Here is a 12,110-nt window from a genome sequence, read left to right as displayed (position 1 = left end):
ATGTATCGATTTTCCTCTGCAACCCTGCAAAGGTTATCATCAGGTTGTAAAATAGACCGTAAATGTTGTTTAACCAGACTGATTGTGCTGAATTCGTTTATCGCAATAAATCTGGTGTACTCATGGAAAAACCATGACACGGAGGATCCCCTTATGAAATACGATTTAGCAATTGTCGGTTGCGGCTCTGTGGGTGCAGCCGCGGGCTATTATGCTGCACTTTCCGGCTTGAAGGTTCTGATGCTAGATAGCCATACACCGCCCCATCGGCACGGTAGTCATCATGGTGACACCAGAATTATTCGCCATGCCTATGGCGAAGGTGAGAAATATGTTCCCTTAGTGCTACGCGCACAGGAACTGTGGACCAAGTTAGAAGAGGTTTCAGCCGTACAGCTTTTTCATCGCAGCGGCGTGCTCAACATTGGGCCATCCAGTTCTGAATTCATGCGTAATGCCGAAAACAGCGCGACTCAGTTTGGGCTGACCGTAGAGAAAATGGATGTCGAACAACTGCAAAAACGCTGGCCTGAGTGGTCTGTGCCTGATGGCTATATCGGCCTTCTAGAACCCAACGCGGGTTATTTAAAAGCTGAGCTCGCGGTGGGTATTCTCAATGAGAAAGCCGCAGAGGCCGGTGCTGATCTACACTTTAACTGTCAGGTGAATGCCATTACGCCCGAGGATAATGGGGTAAAAATCACCACTGCTGAGGGCGAGTTTAATGCACATCGAGTTGCCGTTACTGCCGGAACATGGGCAAAAGCGTTGCTGCCGGAATTGCCAATAACCCCAGTACGTAAAGTTTTCTCTTGGTATCAAGCCGATGGCCGCTATAGCGAAAACAATAATTTCCCTGCTTTTACGGTTGAAACGCCTGAAGGCGATCAGTTTTATGGCTTTCCCTATAACAATGATGGTCTAAAATTGGGTAAACATAATGGTGGACAACCCATTACCGTGCCCGAACAGCGCCGCCCGTTTGGCACTAATCCACAAGATGGCAGTGAAGTATTTGGCTTTTTACGTCAATTTCTTCCTGGCGTCGGCGTCTGTCTGCATGGTGAGGTTTGCACCTATGATGTCTCTCCAGATGAAGATTTCATTCTAGACTCACTTCCAGATTCGCCACAGATCAGCGTCGTGACTGGCTTAAGCGGGCATGGCTTCAAATTTGCTACCGTATTAGGTGAGATTATTGCGCTTCAGGCGGCAGGCCAACCTGTTCCATTCGATTTGTCTCCTTTCAAAATAAGTCGATTTTAATTGCTTGCCCGCGAAAAATGCGGGCCAATAATTTAATAGCACAAACCATCACCTGTGATAGTTATTTTAGAATTGACAACTACATATTAAAAACACTAACTTATAGAGGTTAAATTTATATAAACCATATCACAAAACATAAGACGTTATTTTCAAGGATGATGAATGAACGTATTAGTTGTAGACAAGTGTCTCTATACACGACTGGGTATATCCTGTTATTTTTCCGAAGAAACAGGTATAAATATTCACCATGTGAATTCTGTGATTCAAGCTTTAGAGAAAAAAGATATACCTAATCCTGATATTATTTTAGTCAATCTAACTGATTATTGCCGTATCAATGAGCAAGACACCTCTCTGATAAGATTTTTCTCTCAATATTCACACGTTAAAATATTCGTTTACCTCGATGCAGACTATCCGAATGGCACTAGACCTATCATATTAAACAGCCACGTATATATTATTAATAAACAAAAGCTTACGTCGCTTCTTGCTGTTTTTACTGATTTACATCAAAAACCAGACTTACATAAAAGCATACAGCAATACTTTGGCAACTACCCCGCATTGACTGACCGCGAAGCTTCCATAACCCAATATTGGATGGAAGAAATGCCGAACCACAAAATTGCACGTAAGTTAAATATCTGTGGGCGAACCGTATATGTACATAAACAACACATTACCGAGAAAATGCATGTAAGGAATCGGCTCGAATTCTGCTATCTCTATAATGTCATTAAGTATGTCGTCTGCCCTACCCCTTGCTTTATAAAATAAATACTGCGGTATGAAAAAGCCCGCGAATGCATCGCGGGCTTTTTTAAAAGAAAATACTTTTCATAATATAATTCACAAAACAATAGTTTTATATTTACATCATAATTAATTAATAAGCATCTTTAATTTACAGTACTCTGGTTATTTTGTAAGACCAGCTCTTGTTCTTTTTTCTGGCGGCGTAAACGTAATTTGTTTATCAAGGCTTTAGCTTCAGCTTTGGTCGCTACCGCAGGTGCCGAACCACGCAGTGGCTTCCTCGCTGTTTCTCGCATAAACAGCACAGTGACAACGCCAATCACTCCTGCGCCCATCAAATAATAAGCCGGAACCATTTGGTTGCCCGTTGACGAAACCAACCATGAGGTCATCAACGGAGTCGTTCCGCCAAATAATGAAACCGAAATATTAAAGCCTACCGCCAAAGCACTGTAACGGGTTTGTGTGGTAAATAACGCAGGCAACGCTGATGGCATGGTGCCGCTAAAGCAGGTATGCAACACACCCAAAATCATCAAACCTGCAAATACTGCCCACATATTCCCTGTACCTATCAGCATCAGGGATGGGATCGCCAAGACGATTAAACCCAGCGCACCAAACATGATAACGGGCTTACGACCTAAACGGTCATTCCAATGGCCCCACAGCAGCGTCATTGGCATCATGATAAACATGACGACCATGATCAGCATTAAGCCACTGAGCTCACTCAGCCCCAGCACACCGGTCAAATAGCTCGGCATGTATGAGGTCAGCATATAATTAGATACGTTGAACAGCAGGACGAGGCCAATACACTTCAACATCTGCTGCCAATAGGTGCCCATCATTTCGAACAAGCCCATCTTCGGCTTACTTTCTTCAATGGCTTCCTGTTTTTCCATATGCTTTTGGAACGCAGGTGTTTCTTCAAGTTTCAAGCGGATGTAGAGACCAAATAATCCTAACGGCGCGGCGATAAAGAACGGAATACGCCAACCCCATGCCAGCAATGTTTCTTCAGGCATTATCGCCGTCAGCCCCGTCACCAGCATCGCGCCTAGCAAATAGCCGCCGAATGTACCGAACTCTAACCAGCTCCCCATGAAACCACGGCGCTTATCCGTTGAATACTCAGCGATAAAGGTAGCAGCGCCACCGTACTCACCGCCGGTGGAGAAGCCCTGAACCAAACGAGCGACCAGAAGCAAAATGGGAGCCGCAATACCAATACTTTCATAGCTTGGGATCAGACCAATACAGAATGTGCCTACCGCCATCATGATCATGGTAAACGCCAAGACCTTTTGGCGACCAATGCGATCGCCGAGCGGGCCGAACACCATGCCGCCTAATGGGCGTACCAAAAATGCTGCCGCAAAGGCGGCGAAGGTCGCAATCAACTGGGCTGCGGGGCTGCCGCTGGGGAAGAAGACTTTACCAATGGTCACGGCTAAAAAGCTGTAAACACCAAAGTCAAACCACTCCATGGCGTTCCCCAACGCCGCAGCACCGACTGCGCGTTTGAGCATACTGCGGTCGACAATAGTAATATCGTCAACGGTCATTTCTGGTTTTTGATTTTTCTTTTGACTCTTGCGCCAAAACGCAAGATGGGATGAGTGTGGCTGTGCATTAGCCACGCGCGTTTCTGACGCGAGAGTCTCTTTAGGATCGGTCATAGTTACCCTTGATGTGCATTGAATTAATTCTCAGCAGCACCATAGATTTCGCGTCCCCGTAATTACGGCTTAATCCCATTTCCGGATCGCAGCGTGAGGCGAGATCTATGCAGCAGCATTAACGAGAAATCGTTAAAAGTTACCTATTTTTTGTCGTATTAATTTCTGCTCCCTTAGCAGGTTTTTTATTTTTCATGACGCCTTTACATATCTTTAATTTACACATTTTAGTGACTTTGGTCAAGTTTTTGACTTTTTGTCTAACATGTCAGTGCGGTAATTTACCGTCGTTACCATATGGCGAAATTATTAAAAAATAACTTATTATTCATACAATTATATTAAATTTGATTTTACTTATGTTCGCTGTAAACCGTGTAAAACCGACGCCAAAACTTATGCTGAATATGGCTTTATCAGACACCGTTTTTAGCTAAGAAATTGACAAAAAAAGACAGGTAATTAGGCCGGATTTTCATAGAAAATATATGTGCTAAAACCAACAGAAATATCATCTGCTGATTGTAGTTTGAGATATAAAAAATTATACTTTTTTCAATCTGCACTTTTGAGTTGCACGCATGTTTGACAAAATAATTCAGATGATTATTAACAACGTTCGAAATCATCTGATCTTTTATCTGGCTATTTCGTTATTACTCCTTCTGTTAGATATTTATCTTCTCTACTTCTGAAATCGCCTTGCCCCTCTTCTTACGAAGAGAGGGCTGTGTGACAGGCTACTTATCTTCAACGCCCTCACCTAAAAGAACCGCAAAACGCGATCCCACAGGGGTCAGCTCTAGCAAAATTTTCACTACGATAGTTAATGGAACAGACAACAGCATACCGATAGGGCCAAGTAACCATCCCCAGAATATCAGAGACAAGAACACCACCAGCGTTGAAAGCCCTAAACCACGCCCCATCACGCGGGGTTCGAGAATATTGCCAAACACCATATTAATGATGATATAGCCCGACGCCACCATCACGGCATCGCCAAAACTATTGAACAGCAGCGCCTGAATCACCGGCGGAACGGCGGCAATCACTGAACCAATATTCGGGATATAGTTCAGAACAAAAGCCAATACGCCCCACATCATGGCAAAGCGGATCCCCATCAGATGCAACATCAGCCAAACCACGACACCAGTAATAACGCTGATGCCGGTTTTCAACGCCAAATATTGGGTTACACCATCCAGCGCTCGCTGGATGCTTCCCATGCCCGCATCAGCATTGGAGAGTGATTTTCGTAGCTTGTAAGGAAGATGCGGAACTTCCATCAACATAAAAACGACCGTCATCAGCAGCAGGAATAAACTCGACATTGCCCCTGATAATTGGGTGACGATCCGCGTAGCCATATTCATCACCACTCCGGGATCAAAATGATTAGCCAACTCGATAGGTGAAAAATTCAGATTTAATCGCTCGGCAATATGCTGTACCACCGCAAGTTTGTTGGCTAACATGCCGCGATATTGCGGCAGCGTTCGGCTGAAATCATTGAGCGACGAGCCCAACATGCCAATCATCAGGGTCAGCAGCAGAATAATGATAACCAGTACCAGCCCAACCGCAGCAGCGCGCGGCAGACGCAGCCGCATAAGCCCCGTCACCAGAGGATTTAGGATAATGGCCAGAAACAGGGCCAGCAAAAACGGCACAATGATATCGGACGCGGCTCTTACACCGGCCAAGACAATAACCAGAGCCGCAGCCATAATTGCAATTCGAATACCCTGCGCGCTCAATACGGTTCGAGACATGGTGATTCCTTGTTGTCATATATCCTGATCGGTACGTTCCGATCCAGCTGTTCGCATGTTGCCTATCCAAGCCCTTGCTCACCCATCATTGTTCAGATGCTGTCTCTAGCCAGATACGGTAACTCTCTATAGATTATCGCAGGATTTTTTTGATAACCACCCACCCACTAAATTCAGAATATCAATATGAATAAGGTCATTGGTAGTGGTAATTAAATAATTGATTGTAATATATTTTACGTCAACATATTGATGGATACTCCATCCCACTGGCTAGAATCACGTATACTGGCGTTTTATTCTCTTTGATCCGGATCCCGAATGCTGTCGTTTAACCTCGATCGCCACGACTCTCTGTCGCTGCAAAAACAGATTTATCAGCAAATCCATACGGCGCTGCACAACGGAGTGTTAACGAACGGCGAACGCCTGCCTTCCATTCGTGAGCTCGGAGAAAAGCTACAGGTTTCCCGCAATACGATTACCGCCGTTTATGAAAAACTGGTTCTGGAAGGCTTTATCGCCAGCCGTCCAGGCGTGGGATACAATGTCATCCTCTCATCACGCGTAGAGCTCCCCGAGTCTAAAACGCCGCAAAGTGATTTAGACCACCCGCCCAGCGTTTTGCAGACTCAGGCTCCAGACACCTACGTTGACGTAGATAGCCCTATGTTTTTCAGTCTGGGTAATCCGGATGAGTCTTCATTTCCTTGGCAGCGCTGGCGCAGTTGGAATAACAAAGCCTCGCGCAGTAAACATCTGTTGATGACGCGTTATCACCCACCGGCAGGTCTGATGTCGCTGCGACAAGAGTTGGTCAAATATTTGGCTAATGCACGCGGCATTCATACCGATGCAGAGCACATCATCATCACCAACGGCGTCCAAGAAGGTCTAGCCCTGATTGCGCGCACGCTACTAACGCCGCAAGAGCATATTGCCGTGGAGTCACCCTGCTATTCCGGCGCGTGGAATTTGTTCAGCAGTTGTACCCCGCATATTCACGCTATTCCGGTTGATGATTTTGGGCTGCAAACCCAACGTCTGCCAGACCAGCAGTGCGCGCTAGCCTACGTGACACCGTCACATCAGTATCCTGTGGGCGGAACATTACCGCTAGAACGACGTAAAATGCTGTTGGACTGGTCGCGGCGCTCAAACGCCTACGTGATTGAAGATGATTACGACACTACGTTTCTCTACGGCACACAGCCGCTTCCGGCGTTGAAATCATTGGAAAATGCGAACAACGTTATTTATCTCAGCAGTTTTTCGAAAACGCTGGGGCCCGGCATGCGCATTGGCTTTATGGTATGTCCAGAGCGGTTAGTTGCGCCAATTCTTAATCTGAAAGCGCTGTGGAATCACGGTGCTAGTTGGCTGTATCAGCAATTTCTCGCCGATTTTATGCACGATCAGGGTTATCACCGCCATTTGCGCAAGCTGGAAATCGAATATGGCTCACGCCAAAAACTGCTACGTGAAGGATTAATGGCGCTATTCCCCAGTGCCACGCTGCTAGGCATCTCGTCGGGCCTGCACATCACATTAAAAACGTCACTATCGGCCCACACAGTTAGTCAACTGCGTGAACGCTGTCTGCGCGAAGGCGTACGTTTCGATACCTTGGGTAGCATGTGTAATGGTTCCGAGAATGCCTATCTCGCAGAAAATCAGGATACGCTGATGCTGTTTGGCTTTAGCGCGCTGTCGCAGGGACATATTCGGCTAGCATTAGAGATTATTGGCAAAGCCTGCCGGGAACTGGGTATTTCGTCCGCCGGCAAAGCTTAGGATAGATCATTTATGTGGATTATTCGTCGCGGCCGGGAAGGCGTAAGCGGAGCGGCTTGCTGCGTGACTTGTTGAAAATCATATTGCCATTTTCACGTCCGGCACGGCGAGCCCGCTGCTCATCAACCGGCAATGCCCGCTCCTCCTGGCATTCAGAACTACAGCAACCGCTGTATTTCTCTGCGCAGGACGGACATTGAATAAATAGCAGATGACAACCGTCGTTCAAACAGTTGGTGTGCGTATCGCATGGTGTCCCACACTGGTGACATTGGGAGATAACATCGTCGGTGATACGTTCGCCCATGCGCTCGTCAAAAACAAAGTTTTTACCTATAAACTTCAGCGGTAATCCCTGCTCACGCGCACGGCGAGTGTATTCGATGATGCCACCTTCAACGTGATAAACGTTGTTAAACCCGTTATGCAGCATATAGGCGCTGGCTTTTTCACAGCGTATCCCACCGGTGCAATACATCACGATTTTCTTATCTTTATCCTGCTGTAACATATCCACAGCCATCGGCAGCTGATCGCGGAAAGTATCCGAAGGCACTTCTAACGCATCAGTGAAGTGCCCGACTTCGTACTCATAGTGATTGCGCATATCCACAAACACCGCATCAGGGTCATCTAACATGGCGTTCACTTCAGCCGCTTTTAGATATTGACCCACGTTGGCAGGATTAAAGCTGGGATCATCAATACCATCGGCCACAATTCGCTCGCGCACTTTCATGCGTAACACCCAGAACGATTTTCCATCATCGTCGAGCGCCACGTTCATTCTTAGCCCGTCGAAATCAGGGTGCGCCTGATACAACGCGCTTTGCATCGCATCGTAGCGGCTTGCAGGAACGGAAATCTGTGCGTTAATGCCTTCATGCGCGATGTAAATACGGCCAAACACGCCTAGCTCACGGAACGCAATGTAGAGAGCGTCACGAAAGAGCTGCGGTTCTTCGATTCGGCAGTATTTGTAGAATGAAACCGTAGTGCGCGGCTCAGTTTCGGCCAGCATCTTGGCTTTTAATTCTTGGTTGGATATTTGGTTATGCAACACTGGCATGGTGTTCATTTCCTCAATGTTAGTTATTCAGATTCTCACAGGCACATCGAGCATATCACCCGAGTCAGCACCGCATAGGGCGGCGATTATGGATATTCATTGATGAATAATCCACCGACAGACCGTGTGGTTATTTAAAAAATAGCTAACAAAAAGATAAATAAATGTTGCTGGTTACTTATTCATCCTCACGCGTTTGGGGATAATGAACGATATTGTAGAATTTAGCGGCTTGATTGCTCGTATTGCGATAACTGTGTATTTGGTCAGCCACAAAGCGCAGCGGCTTGCTGGTGGTCACCGCCTGCCATACGCCTTTCACCTGCACTTCTATTTCGCCATCGATCATGAGAATGTCTTCAACAACCCCTTGCTCGTGCGCGTAGGAGTTGTGAATACACCCCGCATGCAAGGTGATCAGAAGCACTTCATAGCCCAACTGGGCATCAAAACTAAGCTGGGTTTGAGCGGTAATCGCCTCATCTTCATGATGCAAACTTAGCGTAGGCTCTTCATCCACCAGCTGCGGGGGTAAAAATTCACTGAAGGAAGCCTGTAGCCCGCTGGAGATCCGCCACAGGGTGACGACGGTCGGACTCGATTCACCACGCTCTATTTGCCCAAGCATGGCCTTGCTCACCCCCGTAGCCTGCGCCGTTTTATCTAGACTCCATCCGCGCCGTTGACGCAGTTCACGCAACGTTTTCCCAATATGAAGAGCAAGATCGGTCATGATTCATTCTCATTTGAGTTGTGCGTTATAACGCACAGTGCTAATCTTGTTTCGTGCGCTATAACGCACAAGGCGGTGAAAAGTTTATCCTAATACAAGCCATTCACCAATCCTGATACATAAAAAACTCGGACTTACCCATGCAGGCTATTGTCTACGGCGTGATCTCATCCCTTTTCTTCGCCTTCACTTTTATTTTCAATCGTTCTATGGAAATCGGCGGCGGCGACTGGATGTGGAGTGCCAGTTTACGATTTTGGTTTATGGCACCGATGCTATTGGTACTGGTCGCCCTGCGCGGCCAATTACGCCAAAGCCTTGCTCATCTGCGACAGAATATCCGCCCATATTTGCTGTGGAGCACGCTGGGCTTTGGACTGTTTTATGCGCTTGTCACACTGGCGAGCGCCTATGGTCCCGGCTGGTTAGTGGCAGGGACGTGGCAAATTACCATTATTGCAGGATCGTTGCTGGTGCCTTGGCTGGGCGCAAGCGGTGAGCCTAAGCATAAAATTCCGTGGTTTGGACTACGTTGGTCACTGCTGATCTTACTTGGTATCGCGCTGATGCTGTGGCAACAGGCTGAACATATCAGCCTATTTCAGGCGCTGGCGGGGCTTATCCCCGTGGTCATCGCCGCATTTTTGTATCCTCTTGGCAACCGCAAGATGATGAATATTTGCCACCATAATGTGGATACGTTGCAACGCGTATTGAACATGACCCTCGCCAGCCTGCCATTTTGGTTGGTGATTTCGTTAGTGGCTTGGTCACGTGTTGGTCTTCCTTCCGCACCACAGGTCGAGCAATCCGTGTTAGTGGCGCTGTTTTCTGGCGTTATTGGCACACTGCTTTTCTTTGCTGCAACCAACCGCGTGCGTAATGACCCATCGCAGCTTGCCGCCGTGGAGGCCACACAATCAGGCGAAGTATTGTTTACGCTGCTAGGCGAGATGTTTTTCCTCGGTGCCGCGCTGCCTTCCCCCGTATCTCTGCTTGGTATTACCTTAGTTATTTTGGGTATGATTGCGCACAGCATGGCCTCTAAGCAAATAAGAGGCTCAGGCAAAACGCGGGTCCGACGCAAAGCGAGCAACCAAGAAATCGAGGAACGCGCGTAGGGATACAGGTAGAAACTGACGCGACGTGTAAACACCATAAATCCCCAGATCTTCTGGTTGATATTCAGCAAGGATCTCAATCAATTGCCCATCCTCAAGCAATTGATTAACCAAATAACGCGGCAACAAGCTGATGCCAAAACCACGCAGCGTTGCCGCCGTTAACACCGTTGCACAGTTAGCACTTAAATTGCCGCTTATCGGTACCGTGATGGATTCTCCTTGATAGACAAAACCCCAATGATGATGAGCGTAGTATTCATGCGTCAGGCAGTTATGTTCACTCAAATCCGTAATTGTTTGCGGTAATGCATGGTGTTCGAAATAGCGAGGAGCCGCACACAATACCGAATGACAGGTTCCCAAGCGGCGAGCAATCAGGTTGTGATCCAGCTGATTCGTAATGCGGATTGCCAGATCGATACGTTCATCCACTAGGTTAAGCGTTTTTTCTTGGCGGCAAATATCAATCTGAGCAACAGGATTGAAGGTGAGATAGTCACACACCGCATCGGTGAGAAAGGCCTGTATCAGCGACTGACTGCTCGTGATACGTAACAAGCCTCTCGGTTGCTGCTGACTATTATCAACCACCTGCTCAATCTCTTCACTCAGCAGCAGCAACGCTTTACAGCGCACAAGAACTTCTTCGCCCGCGCTGGTTAGGCTTTGGCTGCGCGTAGTTCGATGCAACAGACGGCCACCAATCCACTGTTCTAAGTCTGCCAAATAGCGTGAAACCATGGCTCGCGAAAGATTCAGCTTCTCTGCGGCGCGACTCAAACTCCCCTGCTCAACGACGCAAACAAAAACCCGCATCGCACTGAGTCGATCCATGTGTTCTCTCCTACGATTTGCTCGATTTGGTAAACAGTATGTCTACTATTCTGGCCTATTTCTTTCAACAATTGCTGAATATACTTCCAAACAGTAATAATTCACATTAATAATAAAGGCCTGTCTCATGCAACCATCCATCGCGGTTAAACCTCTGATTTTGTCATTAGTTCTCTCCACCAGCGCCTTTGCAGCACAGGCTAAAGCGCTTGAGCTGCAAACCTATAACCCGGGTGCGACCAGCCTGTTTCCAGTCTCTTCTGAATTAATTGTTGGCGATAAAGAAGCTGTGCTAATTGATGCACAATTTGAGAAAAAAGACGCTAATGCGCTGATCGACATGATCAAAAAGAGTGGCAAAACGCTGACCACAATTTACATCAGCCACGGCGATCCTGACTTCTACTTTGGCTTACAAACGCTAGCAGCGGCCTATCCGCAGGCTAAAATTGTGGCCACTCAACCTACCGTTGACCATATCAAAGCGACTCAAAACGCCAAGCTTCAGTATTGGGGCCCATTGATGAAAGATCAGGCACCGACAAAAATCATTACGCCAGAAGTCCTTCAGGGCAACGAAATCACGCTTGAAGGTCAGAAACTGGTTATTGAAGATCTCGATAGTGCCTCGCCAGACCGTACCTATGTCTGGATCCCCTCACTCAAAGCCGTGGTAGGTGGAGTATTAGTTTCTGCCAATCAACATATTTGGACTGCCGATACCCAAACGAAGGCCTCGCGTGAAAACTGGATTAAAGCGTTAGATCGCATGCAGGCGTTAAACCCTCAAACGGTGGTTCCTGGACATTATTTAGGAACACCTCCGAAAGGTGACGCCGCGATTGTATTTAGCCGTGACTATCTGAAAAAGTTTGAACAGGTTTTAGATACTCATAAAACCTCTGCGGGTGTGATCGACGCTATGCAAAAGGCTTACCCTAACCTGAAAGATGGTGAAAGCCTTAATTTAAGCGCGAAAGTGAATACCGGCGAAATGAAGTGGTAATATTTCAATTATTTTGATGTTGTTTATCAATGTTATCCGGTTACTTGCGGGGGCAA

At 47.0% G+C, this 12,110-nt stretch carries 11 protein-coding genes; 6 read left to right on the top strand and 5 right to left on the bottom strand.

The annotated features are described in order from the left end of the window. The first annotated feature begins 153 nt into the window (after positions 1-153). Together solA and RSC70_RS09040 are read left to right on the top strand one after the other, a co-directional pair. On the top strand, positions 154-1,266 hold the full coding sequence (solA, locus tag RSC70_RS09045; protein WP_332542257.1) for an N-methyl-L-tryptophan oxidase: 1,113 nt from the start codon (positions 154-156) through the stop codon (positions 1,264-1,266). A 165-nt stretch (positions 1,267-1,431) separates the two neighbouring features. After that, positions 1,432-2,052, top strand: coding sequence for a response regulator transcription factor (locus tag RSC70_RS09040; RefSeq protein ID WP_040046534.1), 621 nt, complete (start codon positions 1,432-1,434; stop codon positions 2,050-2,052). A 122-nt stretch (positions 2,053-2,174) separates the two neighbouring features. Here RSC70_RS09040 and proP read toward each other — a convergent pair whose 3' ends face one another. Further along, complete coding sequence (gene proP, locus RSC70_RS09035) at positions 2,175-3,716, bottom strand: glycine betaine/L-proline transporter ProP (protein WP_038502296.1); 1,542 nt, start codon at positions 3,714-3,716, stop codon at positions 2,175-2,177. A gap of 581 nt (positions 3,717-4,297) precedes the next feature. On the opposite strand from proP, the gene RSC70_RS09030 reads away from it, so the two are divergent. Beyond that, positions 4,298-4,411 (top strand): DUF2770 family protein, encoded by a 114-nt coding sequence (locus RSC70_RS09030; protein WP_096387890.1) that lies wholly within the window; start codon positions 4,298-4,300, stop codon positions 4,409-4,411. A 45-nt stretch (positions 4,412-4,456) separates the two neighbouring features. Here the strand turns inward: RSC70_RS09030 and RSC70_RS09025 are convergent, their stop codons facing one another. After that, complete coding sequence (locus RSC70_RS09025) at positions 4,457-5,494, bottom strand: AI-2E family transporter (RefSeq protein ID WP_332542256.1); 1,038 nt, start codon at positions 5,492-5,494, stop codon at positions 4,457-4,459. 321 nt (positions 5,495-5,815) lie between these two features. Here RSC70_RS09025 and pdxR point away from each other — a divergent pair, with 321 nt between their 5' ends. Then, on the top strand, positions 5,816-7,288 hold the full coding sequence (gene pdxR / locus RSC70_RS09020) for a MocR-like pyridoxine biosynthesis transcription factor PdxR (protein ID WP_332542255.1): 1,473 nt from the start codon (positions 5,816-5,818) through the stop codon (positions 7,286-7,288). Positions 7,289-7,307: 19 nt separating this feature from the next. Here pdxR and trhO read toward each other — a convergent pair whose 3' ends face one another. Both trhO and RSC70_RS09010 read right to left on the bottom strand, forming a co-directional pair. Further along, complete coding sequence (trhO, locus tag RSC70_RS09015; protein WP_332542254.1) at positions 7,308-8,357, bottom strand: oxygen-dependent tRNA uridine(34) hydroxylase TrhO; 1,050 nt, start codon at positions 8,355-8,357, stop codon at positions 7,308-7,310. A gap of 178 nt (positions 8,358-8,535) precedes the next feature. Continuing rightward, complete coding sequence (locus tag RSC70_RS09010) at positions 8,536-9,090, bottom strand: helix-turn-helix domain-containing protein (protein ID WP_130987656.1); 555 nt, start codon at positions 9,088-9,090, stop codon at positions 8,536-8,538. Positions 9,091-9,230: 140 nt separating this feature from the next. Between RSC70_RS09010 and RSC70_RS09005 the strand changes: the two genes are divergently transcribed. Next, the gene (locus tag RSC70_RS09005) at positions 9,231-10,211 is read left to right on the top strand and encodes a DMT family transporter (protein ID WP_040046528.1); all 981 of its coding nucleotides are present in this window, start codon (positions 9,231-9,233) and stop codon (positions 10,209-10,211) included. On the opposite strand, the gene RSC70_RS09000 is transcribed toward RSC70_RS09005, so the two are convergent. Next, positions 10,152-11,048, bottom strand: a complete 897-nt coding sequence (locus tag RSC70_RS09000; RefSeq protein ID WP_130999085.1) for a LysR family transcriptional regulator — start codon at positions 11,046-11,048, stop codon at positions 10,152-10,154. The genes RSC70_RS09005 and RSC70_RS09000 overlap by 60 nt on opposite strands. 127 nt (positions 11,049-11,175) lie before the next feature. Between RSC70_RS09000 and RSC70_RS08995 the strand changes: the two genes are divergently transcribed. Then, entirely contained in the window at positions 11,176-12,054 is an 879-nt protein-coding gene (locus tag RSC70_RS08995) for an MBL fold metallo-hydrolase (protein WP_282807194.1), read from the top strand. Positions 12,055-12,110: the final 56 nt, after the last annotated feature.

This window comes from Hafnia sp., from assembly GCF_036648275.1.
Classification (GTDB): domain Bacteria; phylum Pseudomonadota; class Gammaproteobacteria; order Enterobacterales; family Enterobacteriaceae; genus Hafnia; species Hafnia alvei.
This window is presented reverse-complemented; position numbering and strand designations above follow the sequence as displayed.